The organism is Pseudomonadota bacterium, assembly GCA_022361155.1.
Classification (GTDB): Bacteria; Myxococcota_A; Polyangia; order Polyangiales; family JAKSBK01; genus JAKSBK01.
Genome location: JAKSBK010000410.1, coordinates 1 through 17,281, shown reverse-complemented (window position 1 = coordinate 17,281; position 17,281 = coordinate 1). Strand labels below are relative to the sequence as shown.

Annotated in this window: 12 protein-coding genes; 7 read left to right on the top strand and 5 right to left on the bottom strand. The window is 66.0% G+C overall.

The annotated features are described in order from the left end of the window. A partial coding sequence (locus MJD61_15955; GenBank protein ID MCG8556759.1) for a hypothetical protein occupies positions 1-1,020 on the top strand: 1,020 nt, incomplete at its 5' end. A gap of 41 nt (positions 1,021-1,061) precedes the next feature. Here the strand turns inward: MJD61_15955 and MJD61_15950 are convergent. From MJD61_15950 to MJD61_15935, 4 genes are all read right to left on the bottom strand, one after another. Further along, entirely contained in the window at positions 1,062-2,819 is a 1,758-nt protein-coding gene (locus MJD61_15950; protein ID MCG8556758.1) for a phospho-sugar mutase, read from the bottom strand. A gap of 90 nt (positions 2,820-2,909) precedes the next feature. Next, positions 2,910-4,295, bottom strand: a complete 1,386-nt coding sequence (locus MJD61_15945) for an amidohydrolase (protein ID MCG8556757.1) — start codon at positions 4,293-4,295, stop codon at positions 2,910-2,912. A gap of 172 nt (positions 4,296-4,467) precedes the next feature. After that, positions 4,468-6,201 carry an SBBP repeat-containing protein gene (locus tag MJD61_15940; GenBank protein ID MCG8556756.1) on the bottom strand — a complete coding sequence of 578 codons (1,734 nt, stop codon included), beginning with the start codon at positions 6,199-6,201 and terminating at the stop codon, positions 4,468-4,470. Between the two features lie 151 nt (positions 6,202-6,352). Further along, positions 6,353-8,098: a hypothetical protein gene (locus MJD61_15935; protein MCG8556755.1), complete on the bottom strand. Its 1,746-nt coding sequence runs from the start codon at positions 8,096-8,098 to the stop codon at positions 6,353-6,355. Positions 8,099-8,483: 385 nt separating this feature from the next. Between MJD61_15935 and MJD61_15930 the strand changes: the two genes are divergently transcribed. Then, positions 8,484-8,945 (top strand): hypothetical protein, encoded by a 462-nt coding sequence (locus MJD61_15930; GenBank protein MCG8556754.1) that lies wholly within the window; start codon positions 8,484-8,486, stop codon positions 8,943-8,945. Between the two features lie 28 nt (positions 8,946-8,973). Then, on the top strand, positions 8,974-9,507 hold the full coding sequence (locus MJD61_15925; protein MCG8556753.1) for a YceI family protein: 534 nt from the start codon (positions 8,974-8,976) through the stop codon (positions 9,505-9,507). A gap of 33 nt (positions 9,508-9,540) precedes the next feature. Here MJD61_15925 and MJD61_15920 read toward each other — a convergent pair whose 3' ends face one another. Continuing rightward, positions 9,541-11,283, bottom strand: coding sequence for a cation:proton antiporter (locus MJD61_15920; protein MCG8556752.1), 1,743 nt, complete (start codon positions 11,281-11,283; stop codon positions 9,541-9,543). 183 nt (positions 11,284-11,466) lie between these two features. Here MJD61_15920 and MJD61_15915 point away from each other — a divergent pair, with 183 nt between their 5' ends. The 4 genes from MJD61_15915 to MJD61_15900 form a co-directional block, all read left to right on the top strand. Continuing rightward, entirely contained in the window at positions 11,467-12,546 is a 1,080-nt protein-coding gene (locus MJD61_15915; GenBank protein MCG8556751.1) for an isoaspartyl peptidase/L-asparaginase, read from the top strand. 4 nt (positions 12,547-12,550) lie between these two features. Beyond that, on the top strand, positions 12,551-14,635 hold the full coding sequence (locus MJD61_15910) for a M1 family metallopeptidase (GenBank protein ID MCG8556750.1): 2,085 nt from the start codon (positions 12,551-12,553) through the stop codon (positions 14,633-14,635). Positions 14,636-14,707: 72 nt separating this feature from the next. Further along, positions 14,708-15,736 (top strand): hypothetical protein, encoded by a 1,029-nt coding sequence (locus MJD61_15905; protein MCG8556749.1) that lies wholly within the window; start codon positions 14,708-14,710, stop codon positions 15,734-15,736. Positions 15,737-17,129: 1,393 nt separating this feature from the next. Further along, positions 17,130-17,281, top strand: a 152-nt coding sequence (locus MJD61_15900) for a dihydrodipicolinate synthase family protein (protein MCG8556748.1), incomplete at its 3' end; no start/stop codon positions are given.

Below are 17,281 nucleotides of genomic sequence, written 5' to 3'. Positions count from 1 at the left end.
GTCGACCTCACCTTCGCCGAGCTGCGCAGGGGTGACAGGTTGCTTCTTTGTTCTGACGGCCTGTGTGGCCTAGTGAACGACGACGCGATCGCGCAGACGATTACGACCGTCGACGATCCCTCGGAATGCTGCGGCAAGCTCATCGACCAAGCGAACGCCTCGGGTGGGCACGACAATATCACGGTGATCGTGGCTGACTTCGAGGGCGAGGCGCTCGTCAAGCCAAAGCCTACCGACACGGTGGGCTATGTGCAGTACCCGCTGCCGGCCGAAACAGGGCCAGGCTCGCCAGGCGACGAGGTGGAGTTCGACGAGCCGACCGTCGCCGAGCCCATTGGGCGTCGTTCCCGCGAGCAGCCATCCGGCGCTGGTCGGGTATGGGTCCTGGCAGGTGTGCTGTCGCTGTTGGTGGGCCTGCTGCTTTTTGGGCTCGACAGCGGCGAATCGTCAAGAGGCGGCCCATCGGTCGAGCAATCCGCACCCGCGCGTCCTGCCGGGCGGCCGCCCGAGACGCCGGATTCCGGTATCGCGGTAGATCTACCGGGGAAGGCTCCCGCCCGGTCGGGCGCGCAGCGGACCTTCGAAGTCGACATGCCCGCCGCAGTCGAGGAAGCAAAGCCCGCAGAGCCCAGCCCGGAGCGGGCGCCGGCGCATGATCCGGCTGCGCAACCCTCGACGTCTGTGGCACTGGGGCATTCCGAAAAGGAAAAGGGCAGCGATTCGCCGCAGGAGGCCGGGGAGGTCCCGCCTGCATCGGTCCGTTCTCGGGATGGAGCGTTCGAGGACGAACGAAGAGCGCGCCGCGAGGTAGCGAAGTCGCGCAAGGCCAAACGAGGGCGTCAGGGCACGGACCAAACCGAGCACTCTCCGATCGGCGGCGCGGCGGCGCCCGCGCCTCGGGGTGTGGCAGCGTCGGCGGAGGCGGTCGCGCCCCCGATGTCGAGCGAGATAGGTACAACCTCGCCCTCCCCCTCCACAGCGCCCGATCCCAGCCGCACTATTCCAGAGAATCCGTATTAGGGCTGATCCGGAACTTCGTTGCGGGTCCCTGGCAAGCGGGACTAGCCCGCATCGTAGGAGTCCCGCACTCGGTCGAGCCAGGCCCCGACCTGCGCGCCCATGTCTGCGAGCGTCTGCTTGGCCTCGGCCTGTGTCCGTTGCACCGAATGGGCATCCACCAGCTGATGGACCTCGAGGTACACCTTGAGCTTCGGCTCGGTGCCGCTTGGCCGTACTATCACACGGTTGCGTCGTGACAGCTCGACGATGATGAGCGGGCTCCGGGGCAGCGGCAGGGGGGTCTGGGCGCCGCCTCGCTCGCGGCGAACCCCTGCTTCGACGTCTATCAGCGCCTTGACTTCGAAGCCAGCGAGCGTACTGAAGCGTGCACGACGCAGCTCGGCAAAGATGCCAGCGGCACACTCCTCGGCGTTTTCGCCCGGCACAGGAACGGTGAGCTGGGCAGTAGCGAAAACGCCATGCTCGGCCTGAAGCTGCTGCATGCGATCGAGCAGCGTCTGGCCCCTGCTCTTGCACGCGTCCGCAAGCTCAGCGAGCAGCAGCGCCGCACTGATTCCGTCTTTTTCCCAAGCCAAGCCGCTCGCCATGTACCCGAGCGCTTCCTCGAAAGCGAACACAACGCGCTTTCCAGCGGCCGTGAGCTGCTGGGCTCGTTGGGCTAGCCACTTGAAACCGGTGAGCGTGCGTTCCCAGTGGACGCCATGGCGTGCAGCGATGCTGCCGAGCATCGGGCTGCTCACGACCGTGGAAAGCACCACCCGTCGCTCATCGTCTGGCCCCTGTTCGAGCAGATAGTCGGCCAAGAGGGCTCCGACGTCGTTTCCGGTCAGCACGGCATACTCGCCCTCGGCGTTGCGCGCCGCCGCGGCGAGTCGATCGGCGTCCGGGTCGTTGGCAAGCACGAGGTCGGCGGCGTGCTCCCGTGCCAGGTCCAGCGCGAGGCTCAGGGTGCTGGGGTCCTCCGGGTTGGGTACGCGCAGGGTCGAGAAGTCCGGGTCGGGCTTGGCCTGCTCCGGCACGCACCACAGGTTGTTGAAACCCGCCTCGGCAAAGGCTCTACTGATCCAAGGCTGGCCCACGCCGTGCAAGGCGGTGTAGGCGATGCGAACGGCGCGCGTCTGCCTCGGGTGGCTCAGCAGCTGGGTCACGTCCTCGAGGTACGCGTCCTCGATGCGCCGGGCCTGACTCGACCAAAGCGCTCGTGTCTTGGCGCCGGCGCGCCCGAGCCGCGGCATGCTTCGCACCGACTCGTTCCAGTCGATCGCCTGCGCCACGCGCTCTTCCCACGGAGGCACCAGCTGGCTGCCTCCCTCCCAGTAGATCTTGCAGCCACTGTACTCGCGCGAATTGTGGCTGGCCGTCAGAAGCACGCCCCCGGCGGCAACCAGTACGCGTACGGCGTAGGCGAACACAGGCGTCGGCACACAGTGCTCGAAGCAGTGCACCACAAAGCCGGCACCGAGCGCGACCGTTGTGGCCTCCAGGGCAAGCTCGCGGCTGTGGCGCCGCCCGTCAAAGCCGATGCACAGGCCGCGCTCGTGCGCTCTTGGCACATGCGAAGCAAGGGCGCGACACACGCCCGCGGCGACTTTCGCCATCACGGCACGGTTCATACGGCTCAGGCCGGCCTCGCCGCGCGCCCTGAGCCCTGCCGTGCCAAAGCTCAACGGCGCCCGGAAGCGCCTGCACAACTCCGTCTCGGCGCCCGCATCGAGGAGCGCCCGGAGCTCGCTGGCTGCGCCCGGGTCGGGGTCGTCGTCGATCCAGGCCTGGATTCGCGCTCGGAGCGTCTTGTTCATGGCAAGCCTCGAAGGCGACAGATTGAGCGCGGCCGCGCATCAGCAGTCAGGGCCTGTGGGCCGTGGCAGTGGCCCCGTCGGGCTGGAGCCTCATGGAAGCGGCTCGATCGACTGCAGGCGCGGTGCCGGCGCAAGCTCCATGACCGACTGAACCAGGGCGATGATGCCGGTGGCGATCGCCGGCCTGGGCTTTGGAGCGAACAGGCTCGAGTGCAGCGACGGCAGCGGCCGCCCCTTTCTTTGGTGCCTGCGATGAACTTTGGAATCCACCGCGCCGAGCCAGAACATGGCGATCGGGATCTTGCCTTTGTCGGCGAAGCGGCCGAAATCCTCCCCACCCAGCACCGGGTCTCGGGGCACGACGCGATCCTCGCCGAGCACGCCCCTTAGCACCGGCACCAGGCGATCCACGAGGGTGGGGTCGTTGTAGGTCGCGGGTGTGAACTCGTCGCGAAGCCTCACCGTGGGCAGCAGCTTGGCCGCTACACCCGCGGAACGTGCCACTTCCCGCGAAATGCGCCGGATGCCGTCGAGCAGCTGCTTGCGCACCTGCTCTTTGTAGGATCGCACGGTCAGCTGGAGCTTGACCTCGTCGGGGATCACATTGTGCTTTGTGCCGCCATGGATCGAGCCCACGGTCACCACTGCCGGGTCGATGGGCGCCACCTCCCGGCTGGCCAGGGTCTGCAGCGCAACCACGATCCGGGCGGCGATCACCACCGGGTCCAGCGTCATGTGAGGATATGCCCCGTGGCCGCCTCGTCCGCGCACCGTGATATCGACCGAGTCCACGTTGGCCAGGGCGAAGCCTGCTCGATAACCGATCTGCCCGGCCGGCAGATCGGCCGCCACGTGCAGCGCCAGGGCGTAGTCGGGGCGACCAAAGCGACGGTACAGCCCGGCGTCGAGCATGGCGCGCGAGCCGGCCCCGCGTTCTTCGGCGGGCTGGCCGACCAGCATGAGCGTGCCTTGCCACTCGTCACGCCGCAGCGCCAGCAGCCTAGCCGCGCCAAGCTGCACGGTCATGTGCACGTCGTGTCCACACGCGTGCATCACTCCCACACGCTTGCCCTCGGAGTCGGTCACCTCGACCTTGCTCGCATAGGGCAGGCCCGTCTCTTCCTGTACCGGGAGCGCGTCGAGGTCCGTGCGCAGCAGTACGGTGGGGCCGTTTCCGTTGTTCAGGATCGCCACATAACCGTGCGACGTGAGCTTCTTGTCCCGGTAGCGACCGATGCGTTCGGTAACCGTGAAGCCCATGCGTCGCAGTGCCGAAGCGAGGTAGCCGGCGGTCTGGCGCTCCTGGAACGAGAGCTCGGGATGGGAATGCAGGTGCTCGTAGACCCTCACCAGCGCAGGCAGCTCCCGCTGCACGGCCTCTTTGAGCGGGTCGGCCGCGGCCGAGCCTGTAAGGATGGCGACCAGCGTGGGCGCGATTGCAAGGCAGCGAACGAGTGGCGGACTGCGGTGGACCATGGCTGCGCCGAGACACTACCAGCATCCTGCACAAAGCGCTGCATGCTTGTGCCGCTTGCGGAGCCCGAGCCGTCACATTGCAGCTCGACCACCGCCAGGAGTTCCCCAAAAGCGCCCAACTCGAGAGAGGTGCGTTCACGGGGGCTTGCGCGGTGCGACGTCCAGGGGGCGACTACGGCCCGTTGGGGCCCAGGCGCCACAGCACGATGTCGTCCCGGAGGATTACTTCGGGGGGGACCGACTGCAGCAGCACACCCGAGGGGTACTGGAGCGAGCCGTTGAAGTCGCCTACGCCAACAGGCGCACCGTCTCGCGGGTCGAGCGCGATGTCGTGCAGCTGGCTGTCACCATCCGCACCCACGGAGGTAGCCCACAGCAACGTCCCCTCGAGGTCGAACTTGGCGATGCTATGCGCACTTTCGCCGATCGCGAAGGCGCTCTGAAGGTTGGGCGGTAGCCCGAAGTCGAGCGACTGCCGCATCGTTCCACCCAAATAGACGAAGCCGGGTGCGCCCGGTGCCGGGTGGTATACTTCCACCGCGACCCCAGCGTCGTAACCCGGGCCGCCGGCGACCTGGACCCAGAGCAGCGCTCCCAGCTCGGAGTACTTTGCGAGGTACTGCTCGGCGAGGTTGCCGTCCGGCGCCGTCAGGGCCTCGAATGCACCCGTGCCGTGGCAGGGAGGCGGTGACGAGGACGAGGGATCAAAGGGCGGGCCAATGTTCACCGGCACGCTGGCCGGTACCGGTAGCTGCGGTTGGCGGGGGAAGAACGCACACTCGGAAAACGCCCCGGTCACGTAGACGTTGCCGCTGGCGTCGTGACTTACCCCGGTACCTGTCATGGTGCGGTTCGGGTACCCCGCATGGGTAGCCCACAGCAGGCCGCCTGCCGCGTCGTAGTGTGCCAGCACCATGTCCGAGCCAACGCCGGCAGAAAAGGACGGGAGCACAACCTGGTTGCCCTGGTTGTCGAGCAGGTGGTCGTCACCGGCACCCGCCAGCGTTCCGATCACCATCACGCTGCCGTCGGGCTCGATCGTGACGTCCTTGCCCGTGGATGCGTCCCCGTCGCCTCCGGCTTCATCTACCCACAGCACGTTGCCGGTGGGATCGTACTCGGCCAGGAACAGGTCGGTGGAACCCTGTGCTTGCAGCTGCACGCCCGGTGCGAACGAAAGAAGGCCGCTGAACTGGCCACTGACAACGATGTTTCCGCTGAGGGGATCGATCTCCACGCTTTCCGCCTCCGCGTGCGTGAGCATGCGTTCGGGATCGGGCATGAGGCTGGCGGACTTGACCCAGATCAACGTACCCAGAGCGTCGTACTCCGCCACGAACAAGTCGGTGTACTCGGAGCCCAGCGTCTGCGCCGGACCAAATTGGGCCGTGCCGTGAAAATCGCCGGCGATCACGATTCGGTCGCCGAGCGCGGCGACCGAGAGCACTTCCCCGCCCAGGCCATTCACGGGGACCGTGCGCACCCACTCCAGGATTCCTGCGCTGTTGTACTTGGCGATCCCAGGGTCGCTTGGGGAGGCAGCGGTGGTGGGGGTCTGCTCGAACATGACCTGGGCGACCTCGGCAGCACTTATGCCGTAGCAGCTCGCGAGCACGGCAGCGTCCTGCGCGTCCGGTCCGCCCACACCAAATCCCATATAGATGCTACCGTCGGCTCCGACTGCGACGGCGTTGCCGTGGTCTTGCGCCAGGCCTCCGACGCAGCGGGCCCAGACCTCGGGGCTACCGTCCTGCAAGCGCCGGCAGTTTCGCTGCAGGATGGCCAGCGGCGGAAGTTGCGCGCACTGGGCGCCGCCGCCCGCTCCGCCACCGCCGGAGCCGTCGTCACCACCACAGCTCCAGCAACCAAACAACGCGAACAGCAAGCAAGCTAGGCGATTGCGCATGGCACCCCGATCTCCATTCTTCATTGGAGGCTCAGTCTGCCACACGAGAGCGGCGGACGCCCATGGGCCGGATGGGCAACGGGCCCCAATGCCCACCCGTCGCCTAGTGAACAGGCTTGTAGTGCCCCGCCGGCAACGGCGTGGCGAGGTACTAGTTGGCGTCGGCGCGGTCGATGAAGCGCATGTCGATCGGACGCATGATGCCGTCGACGACCACCACCGCGTAATCGGGAGTCGGTCCCGGAGGCAGGTTGAAGCTCACCTGTGAGCTAAGACCTTCCGAGTCCACGTCCACCGTCACCGCCAGATGCGGGCTGGGCTGGCCGCGCACCCAGACCACCGCGTACTGGGTGGGCGTGGGCACGTCGTCGTCGTCGGTCATCTGTCCGGCGCTGTTCAGCCACATTCCGCTGAAACCAGGCTCGATGAAGCCTACGACCGAGCGACCGTGGAGCTTTGGCGTGGTGCCTATGAACTTGGTTAGCTCGGTTGTCGTCTGGTAGATCGAGTTGTACACGTAGTCGCTGATCCAGCGCGGGGTGCTTCCGCAGTCCGGCGTGGTGCAGTAGCAGTAGGTCATCACGTCCTTGTGCTTCGGGCTGTGGAAGAACTCCTCCGTCGTCATTCGGAACCCTTGGGTGCCAAGCAAGCCTTCTCCGTGCGGGTACATGGTGTCGGTGTTGCTGGCCCCGCAGCCGGGCGAATGCGGCCGTCCCAGATTGTGGCCCCACTCGTGAGCGGTTGTGCTCGGCTTGCCGTCGACCTGGTTGGGAAACATGCCACGCGAGGCGCTCGAGTAGTTTACCGCAATCACCGTCTTGCGCCGGCATGGCTGCGAGGGGTCGATGGGCGCGCCCCGGCCGAGAGAGGATCCGGATACGCCTATGCCCATGATGCTGGCGTTCACCACGCCTTGGTAAAGCACTCCCGGCCCACGACCCATCTGGGTGCAGAGCTTGTGCAAGGCGTACCAGTAGGGCGCACGCTGGGTCGAGCTCGAGGGAGCCATCCCCTGCATTTCCGTCGGGCGAATCGGATCGACCACCTCCAGCTTGACGTCTTGTACCGGGTAGATGTCGTAGAGGAAGTCCGAGAGGTTCTTGAGCTGCGCGGGGGTGGCACTAGGCGCCGGCGTCTCTCCGTTCAGTCCCAGGAAGGGCACCATCACGCCTGCGAACAGGGATGGCGTGGCCTTGGCGGGCACAGGCAGGGTGCCGATTGCAGGAATCCTCGGGGGCACGGGAGGCGGCGCACCCATGGGCGGGCCCGCCTCGAACAGCTCCACCTGGACTTCCATACCCTCGCGAACATCCGCCTTCTCGAGCCGAAAGTTGAAGGCGCCCGCCATCTTCTTCGGATCGCCCTTGCCGGCGATCTGCTTGTCGTCGACGACCTGCTTCATGCTGCCGTCCAGGTATCGGACGGTGAGCACGCCCTTGATCATGCGCGCGGTCCACCCGGGGCCCAGCTTCCAGTAAGCGCGCATGAGCATGCCTCGGCCCCCGACGATCACGGCCTTACGCTGCTTGGCGGTCGTGGGCCTGCCGCCCTTGAAGAGAGGAACGCCTACGGCCTGATTGGCGTCCAGTTTCACGAGCTCGATGCCACTGGCAGGAGGCCCCGTAACGACCGGCGGCATCATGCCTCCAACACCGAGGCCGGCCATACCGCCCGCGCCTGGGCCCACGCCCCCAAGGCCCATGGCACCCGCCCCGCCTGCACCGATACCGCCTGCACCGATACCGCCTGCACCGATACCGCCTGCGCCGATACCGCCTGCGCCAGCCATGCCCACGCCGGTGCCGGCCAGACCCACGCCGCTGCCTGCGACGGCACCCGTTCCCGTGCCGCCTGCGATACCACCCGTAGCGCCGGTTCCGGTGCCGGATGTACCCACGCCGGCACCCGCGCCGGTGCCGGCCCCAGGCGCTGGATTGGTGGATCTAGGCGCGGGGGTGACGTCTGACCCGCCGCAGCTGGCGACGAGGAGACAAAGGCTCGAAATGGTCAACGATTTTCGCATACACCACCTACATAATCCAGTATATCACGATCTGCCCCACAGCCCATGGCAGCTGTGCACGCACCAAGTGATGTGGCACCCACAACGGAATTCGGTCTGTCTTCGAGACGCGAATCTGGTTTCCGGCTGCCTGTGCCGTGACCGCTAGCTCGAACGCCGTTGCAGGTCAAGTGCTCGCTCCACGAGCGGGGCGTGCGCAAAAGGGCACGTACCGCTTGCCAGGGATTGTGATGGTTGAATCGGTGCAATGACTCCCTCGATGTCCAGTCGTCCAGTCTTTGAGTATCGAGCCTGGGTCCATCGACTCGCTGCTGCGAGCATGGCCGCGGTTAGCGCGCTTGGGTGCGGTGCCAGGCAACAGCCCGCTGTCGCTTCCTCGGGTGGAGCCTATGCGGGTACCTGTTCGCTGCTCGACCTGCACAGTGTGCATGGGGGGCCGGCGAGCCCCCGAGGTGGACCCGGGGATCGATCCGACAGTATAGAGCTCGTGGCCAGCTACAGGTTTCGGGCAAGCGGTGGCAGCCGGCGCCTGGCCGCACCGTTACGCCTTCACCTCAGGCTCGGCCGGCAGCGGGCCGGCGAAGTGGAACAGCGGTTACGGCGGCACCCGACCTTGGTGTGCGGTGGAGAGTCAGCGGACCAAGGACGCGGGGTGTTCCACCTCGAGCTGCCGGAGAGTCACGAGGTCCTGTCGGCAACGGTCGAGCCAGAACAGCCATGAACCGTTGTGGGAACGCCGAGGAAGACCCATGTCCAAGTACGACCAGCACGACGCCGAGTGCCTGATCTACACCTTCAAGGAAGGCTTCTTATCGAAGATTGCGCACGATCTGAAGATCCGCGTGACCCGCTTTCGCGTCGAGGTCGACGAGGCCGCCGGTTGCGTCGCCGCCGAGTTCGATGCCGGTTCCCTGCGGGTCGAGTGTGCGATGCGTGACGGCGCGGAAGATCGCCGCGCGCTTTCTCCGGGCGACAAGGAGAAGATCGCCGGCAACATCATCGACGATGTGCTGCACGCGCGGCGTCACCCCCGAGTCCGTTTCGAGGCCAGCACCCTGTCGCGCTCGCAGGACGGCGGCTATGCTGCGAGCGGGCAGCTCGAGCTGCACGGCGTGCGCAGGCAGCTCGAGGTCAAGACCGAGCTGCAGGGCGACCGGCAGGTGCTGTCGCTGGCTCTGCATCAGCCGGACTTCGGCATCACCCCCTACAAGGCCATGATGGGAACCCTGAAGGTGCGGTCCGACGTGCAGATTCGTCTCTCTCTTCCCCGTGTTTCCGCGTGATTGAGCCGGTGATGGCTGCGGGCTGGTTTCGCCTCAACGGCGAGAGGGGAGGACCACCGCCTGGGCGTCGGTGGCAGGCTCTTCCTCGCGGCGCTGCCGGATGCGTCCAAGGTGCCGCCCCTTGTCCGCAAGGGGTACGCCGTGGCGCCCGAGCATGTGGGCGGCAACCTCGACTGCGGCCTCGAGCTCTGCGGCGATGACCTCGCTTGCTCCGGCTGCAAGCAGCGGTCTGACGTCGGCCAGGTAGCGGGACCGAACCACGAGATGGACTTTCGGGGCCACCTGGCGCACGGCGGCTATGGCCCGTTCAGCCGCCCCCGGGTCGTTGACCAGCAGGACGATTTCGCGCGCTCGACTGGCACCTAGAAAGTCGAGCACCTCGGCGCTGGTAACGTCGCCGAAATAGGCTGGCTCGTTGCGGCTCCTGGCGAGATGGACGTTCTTTGGATTCACGTCCGCGATGACGAAGGGTATTCGACATTCCTGCAGCGACTTGGCAAGCTCTTGGCCGGTCAGGCCGTAGCCGGCGATCAGCACGTGGTCCGACCAGCGCGCACCGTCTTGGGTCGCGCCTTCTTCGGCAGTGGGGACGCCAAGCAGGCGCGACAGCACCCGAAGCTTGCCCGCCCCGGCCGCGAGCCGGGGACCTGCGGCGAGGGCGAGGGGAGTAACGAGCATCGAGAGGATGGCGACGGCAAGCAGGTTCGCCGCCAGAGAGCCGTCCAACAGACCGGTGCCCTCGGCCGCGTGCAGCAAGACAAGGGAGAACTCACCCACCTGGCACAATGCGAGCCCGGCGAGCACGTTCACCTGGACCGCCAGGCGCATGAGCGTTCCCGTCAAGAAGACGACCACGAACTTTCCGGCGACGATGGCCGAGAGCAGGCCCAGCACCGTTGCGGGACGCTCCCACAGGGTGCCGGGGTCGAAGAGCATCCCGATCGACACGAAGAACAAGCTCGTGAGCACTTCGCGAAACGGGATGAGGTCGGCCATGGCCTGGTGGCGGTACTCGGATCCGGCGACCACGAGGCCGGCGAGAAACGCCCCGAGCGATAAGGACACGCCTGCCTCCGAGGCGACCCAGGCCGTGCCCATCGAAACGAGGAAGACCATCAGCACGAAAAGCTCGCGCTGGCGCGTATTGGCGATCCAGTGAAGCAGGCGCGGCACCAAGAACCAGGCCGAGATCAACACGCCGCACAGCACGCCGACCGTCTTGAGCAGGGCCATCAGGATCGTTCCCGCCGGGGACTCCGCGCCTGCCAGCAGCGGGATGGCCAGCATCATCGGCACGACGCTCAGGTCCTGAAACACCAGGATTCCCAGGGTGAAGCGGCCGTGGGGTGCGTCGGCCTCCCCGCGCGCTTCCAGACCTCGGAGCACGATGGCCGTGCTCGAGACGCCGATCAGGCAGCCCGCGAAGATCGCGCTGTTGACGGCAAGCCCGTAGCGCACGGCGATCACCGTGGCTGCGCTCACGGACAGGCTCATCTGCAGCGCGCCCCCGAGGATGACCGGGTGCCACAGCTGCCGCAGCCGCGCCAGGTCGATCTCCAGGCCGATGCCAAAGAGCAGCAGGGCGACACCGACCTCGGCGAGAACCTCTACCTTGTGGACATCGTCCACCAGCCCGAGCGTGTGGGGGCCCACCAGCACACCCGCTACGATGAAGCCCGCGATGGTTGGGACCCCCAGTTTGCGCAGCAGTACCACCACGCACACGCCCACACCGAAAATGACAGCGAGGTCCCTTAAGATGATGAGCTCGCTCACGGCCGTCTCAAGCCTACCCGACCTGCCGCCGTCCGGGAAAAATCACGGCGTGCAGCGACTCACACGCGGCCCGGCCCACGGCCATACCCCGGTGATGCGCCCGCAGGCACCCCGCCGGTGCGCCGAGGGCTGGTGAGGGCTGGTGATTCGGTGCGGAACGAGGTAGGGGAGGCGAGGTCCAGCATGATAAGAACCGCTGCAGCGCTGCTTTTCATCATGGGTTGCTCCGGGACCCGCGCGCCGGCCGCCGCGGAGCCTTCTCGCGGCCGGCTGCAAGCCTCGCCGCATTCCGGGCAGCCGCATGGTAGCGCGCAGCCGCATGGTAGCGCGCAGCCACACTATAGCGAGCCGGACCCTAGCGGGCCCCAGCAGGCCCCGGGTCCGCGTCCAGCATGGGTCATCGTCGTTCATGGCGGCGCCGGGTCCAGGCCGGCCGTACCGGACCACGAGCGGCTGCAGCGCTACCTCGAGCAGGTGCGGGCTGCCCTGCGCATCGGTCAGCAGCACCTGGCAGCTGGCGGTACGAGCCTCGATGCGGTCGAAAAGGCGGTACGCTACATGGAGGATCGTCCCGAGTTCAACGCGGGCAAGGGCGCAGTGTACAACCGCGACGCCCAGCACGAGCTCGACGCCTCGATCATGGAGGGCAAGACGCTTGGCTGCGGGGCGGTGGCGGGTGTGCGGACCGTCAAGAACCCCATCACCGCGGCGCGCATGGTGATGGAAAGGACTCCGCATGTGCTGCTTGGCGGCGCAGGGGCCGATCGGTTCGCGGCCGAGCAGGGGCTCGAGCTCGTTGCACAGGACTACTTCGACAGCCCGCGCCGGCGCGAGCAGCTCGAGCTGCACCTGGCTTCCGAGCACGGCACCGTGGGAGCAGCGGCACTGGATCGGCACGGCAACCTTGCGGCTGCCACCTCGACGGGGGGCATGACGGGCAAGAAGTTCGGGCGCATCGGAGATTCGCCTATCATCGGGGCCGGCACCTATGCGAACAACGCCACCTGCGCGATCTCCGCGACGGGCCATGGTGAGGAGTTCATTCGCCACAGCGTGGCCCACGAAGTGTCGGCCCTGATAGCGTATCGGGGGTTGTCGCTTCGCGATGCCGCCAGCGAGGTGATCTTCAAGCGCCTGCCTGAGGCTAGCGGCGGAATCATCGGCGTCAGTCATACCGGCGAGGCGGCTGCAGTCTTCAGTACGGGGCGCATGTATCGCGGCATTGCCGATGCGAACGGTCGCTTCGAGGTGGCTGCGGACTGAGCCTATGCGACGTGTCGGGCGACAGGTGGCGCCGGGGAAGCTCGCCAGGATCGCACTGGCCGCGCTGGCCGCTGGCGCTACCTCCAGCACGGTGGCTGCCCAGGACGTAGCCGGCGAGGGCAGGGCGCTGTCGCCGCGCAATGCGAACTACGCGATAGAGGTCACCCTCGACCCTGGAGCCAAGATCCTCACCGGCAAGCAGACGGTCACCTGGCGCAATACCCAGCACAAGGCCACCGACGAGCTGTGGTTGCACCTGTATTGGAACGCTTGGCGCAACAGCGAGAGCACGTGGTTGCGCGAGGATCAGATCCGTGGACGCAGCGAGTACGGCAAGCACAAGATCCCGGGCAAGGACGCCTGGAGCTATCTGCTGGTGCAAAGCGCACAGCTCGTCCAGGAGCATGTCCGGACCGACCTGATGGCCGGCCGACGCTATGCCGCGCCCGACGACGGAAACCCGAACGACCGCACGGTGCTGGTCTTCAGCTTGCCCGCGCCGGTGCAGCCCGGGCAAAGCGTACAACTCGAGATGACCTGGCGGGCGAAGATCCCTCGTACGTTCGCTCGCACCGGTTTCCGGGGAGACTTCTTCTTCATTGCCCACTGGTTTCCAAAGCTCGGCGTGTTCGAGCCCGAGGGATGGAACTGCCATCAGTATCATGCGGGGACCGAGTTCTTCTCCGACTACGGTAACTACGATGTTCGCATCACGCTGCCGGAGCGCTTCAAGGTCGCCGCAACCGGTCGCCGGCGCTCGAAGACGCCGGTGAGCGACGGCATGGTCACGCATCGCTTCCAGCAAGCGGACGTGCACGGTTTCGCGTGGACTGCAAGTCCTGACTACGTAACGAAACAAGATACCTTCAGCGAACCGGGCTTGCCCCCGGTGGAGCTATCGCTGTTCCTGCAACCGGAGCACCTTGCTCAGGCCGCCAGACACCTCGCAGCCACCAAGGCCACGCTCAAGCTCTACGGCACCTGGTACGGGCCGTACCCGTACGGTCACCTGACCATCATCGATCCGGCTTACGGGGCTGGTGCCGGTGGTATGGAGTATCCGACGCTGTTCACCGCGGGAACGCGGCTCTTCAACCCCCCGGGCGGCGGCAGGCCAGAAGGGGTCACGGTGCACGAAGCAGGCCACCAGTTCTGGTACGGGCTGGTGGGAAACAACGAGTTCGAGCACGCCTGGATCGATGAGGGCATAAACACGTTTTCTGCGGGGCGCGTGATGGATGTGGCGTTCGGCAGGCGCGCCTACGTAAAGCGCTACTTCAATCCGGCCAAGACACGCCGCGGCGGCTTCTTTCCCCTGCTTTTCCCGGAGATCCGCCTGAGCCGCATGGTGCATGCGAACGGACTGCCAGGCTACCGCTCCGCAGCGATCTCGGATGCGCAGAGCCGGCCGACATTCCAGTATTTTCCAAAGACCGGTGCCCGTTTGTCGTACGGCAAGACCGCCCTTTGGCTCTCCACGCTAGAACGCTATCTCGGCTGGAAGACGCTCCAGCGAATCCTGTCTACGTTTTTCGAACGCTACCGCTTTAAGCATCCCCGCCCCCGTGATTTCTTCGCCGTCGCCAACGAGGTTTCGGGGCGGGACCTCGGATGGTTCTTCGAGCAGGTGTATTACGGCTCCGATGCCTTCGACTATGCCGTAAGCTACGTCTCCAGTACGGCGATTCGCCCGCGAGGCTGGGTTGGCCCAGACGACGAGCTGAGCTATCGGGCGGGCAAGCCCGGCGCCGCTTCCGGGGCGGCCGGCGTCAACTACCGCACCCGGGTCGTGGTCGCCCGCAAGGGTGGCGCGGTCTTTCCCGTCAACGTGCTCATGGTTTTCGACAACGGGGAAAAGCTCCTCAAGAAGTGGGACGGCAAGTATCGGTGGGTGATGTTCGAGGAAACGCGGCCCTCCAAGCTCGATTACGCAGCGGTGGATCCCGAGCGCGTGCTGCTCTTGGATGTCAACTACCGCAACAACAGCCGCCTGCTCGTGTCCAGGGCCGGGTTGCCCGCGACCAAGTGGGCCTCGAAGTGGCTGCTGTGGCTTCAAGATTTCCTGCTCGTATTCAGCTATTTTGTTTGAACCAGCTATTTTGTTTGATAGAGCATCTTATTCGTTCGACATTTGGTCGTTTGAAATGGCGGACTGTACTGTATGATAGAGCGCAGGAAAACGGAGGCTTGGGCAAGTATCAACGACGGGGTTCGATCCACGCTCGGCGCACCCGGGCTCGTTAGCTCGCTCTGGCTCGCCAACCTTTTGCTCGCTCTTCCGGCCGGCTGGCTCGTACGCCAACACGTCTCGCACTCGATCGGACCGAGCCTCTTTCACCAGACCCTGCGCGAGGGCTTCGACCTCGACTGGTACAGCGAATACGAGCAGGCGACCGGTGGGCTGGCGGCGACGCTGCGTCCTTCGATCGTCGGGCCTGGAGCCGTTCTGGACAACCTCGAGCTGTGGTTTAGCGGAGGGCTCTTCAGCCAGCATCTCAGCCTGCTCGCGCTCGCGCTCGCCCACGCGGTGCTTTGGCTGCTTTTGCTTGGCGGCATCATCGCAAGGCTCGCCGGCATGCAAGGACTCGAGACCGCCACCGATTCGCACGCAACCGGGGAAGTTCTCGGTCCAGCCGGGCTCATCTTGCGGGGCGTCCGCATGTCTCCCCGCATCCTGCAACTGAGCGTGGTCGCCGGGCTTCTCTATTTCGCCGTCTATCGCCTCGCCTGGATCGTTTTTCCCTGGATCGAGCGTGCATGCCACGATGTTACTCAGGAGCGCACGCTGCTGACCTACCATCTGATCGCGGCCGTCTGCGTTGTGGCACTGCTCACAGCCATCAACCTCCTGTTTGACTACGCCAAGATCGTCGTCGTGCTGGAGCCCAAGCTCAGCCCATCCAGCGCGCTCGCCCGTGCCATGCAGCTTGTCGTGGCAAACGCAGGTCAGGTGGCGTTGGTCTACTATGGACTGGGAGCGGCGCTGCTCGCCGTCAGTGCGCTCTACCTGCTCTTGGCGCCCGGCGCCGGCCAGAGCACAACCCTGGGGATCCTGGGCGCATTCGTGGTCGGCCAGCTCTACCTCTGGTTTCGATTTGCGGGGCGACTCGTCTTCCTGGGGTCGGCCACGGCCCTCTATGGCCGGCTATGCGGGAAAGCCGCACCGCTGCCGTCGGCCGGCCGGCCGTAGTGCGTTGGGAGCTGCGATTGCGGTACTCGCTTTCCGCACGATAGTCCCATCAAGCAGCTGCTGGTGCTTCAAACTGCGATGTGCTAGATTCAGCAAGATCCAAAGCGGGGTGTGGATGGTAAGGATTCGCGGGTCGGGGACCTTTGCTATTTGGTTGGTTGTCGCGGTGTTGGCAAGTGTTGGTTGTGGTTCGGAAGCCGCAGTCAGCACCCAGCCAAGCTTGAAGCTGGCCGACAGGTGCGATCAGTTTCATGGTCCGGCCCCGGGCTGCTGTACGGAATCGGGCGAGTGCGGCTACCTTACCAAAGGCGGTTCATGCGCCGGCCCCAAGCCGAATCAGGCGCGGCTCGCGAACCTGGCCGCTCTGCCTGAGAGCCGCGCGTGCGATGGCCGCTACCAGTGCCAGAACACGTCGTGTGCTGCGACCCCGCAGGGAACCGAGCCGTGCTGTTTGTCCGACCCGGGCACGTCCTTGTGGCTTTCCGTCTGTGGCCTGAGCTACGCGCAGCACAGCGGCGCAAAGCGCGTCTTGGATGGCCTCGGCCCCGGGAGGGCTCCGGCATACTCACCCCTCGGTTGCATGCTACCGGACATGCTCCATAGGGATTGTCCCGGAGGCTGCTGCACACCGGACGGGTATTGCGGTTGGCCGTCCCTTGACGGCCGCACCTGCTTGCTCGATCCAACGGATCACACAACCGATTGCGGGGGCCAGCCGCGGCCGTTCAGCTGCGGCGGTCAGGCGTGCCTTGCAGCACCGGCCGGGCAGCTCGGAAAGCGACCGCGCTGCTGCACATCCGATGGTGGCTGCGGCCTGATGTTCGAGAACGGCTGCGTGTCGCTTGGCGAATTCGACGCCGACTGTCCCGCGCCACAAGGGAAGCTCGGTTGTTGCGCAAGCGATCAGGTTTGCAGTGTTTGGGACGATCAGAACCTCGTTTGTCCGCCACATCCCGACCCAAGCTCGCCCCGCCGGCGCGACTGCGACGGCCGTTTGATTGGCGGCTGCGTTCCAGGGGCTTGCGAACCTCCGTGGCACTCCCCGTCGGACCCGCCGCACGTGACTTGCTGTCTGCCAAGGACCGACGCCTGCGGCATAGACATCGGCGGGGGCCGCTGCGTGTCCGCCTCGCTTGTCTCGCGCCTATGTCCTCGTGCTCCCGACGGGACCCTCGGCTGCTGCGAAACCGAGGGGAGCTTGTGCGGCCATTTCGACGCGGCCGGCCAGTGCATTGTACCTCCCGGTGCGAGGTTGCTGTGCATCCTCGTTCCGTAGGCCAGGGATGTCTCGGGGGGACACTGGATCGGGGGCAGGGATCCGTTGGCGTGGGCGCGAACGATTCCGGACTTGCAGGGTGTGGACCAGAGCCGCTAGAAGGGAGCGAAGGTGACTATGAAGCCATCGTTCAAGCCGAGCGGCGCCTGGACGGCGCTCGTTACACCGTTTGACTCCGATGGGAGATTCGATGCCGGCGCCTACACGCGCCTGCTCGAGTTTCAGTTAACAGAGGGCGTGCAGGGCTTGGTTCCCTGCGGAACCACTGG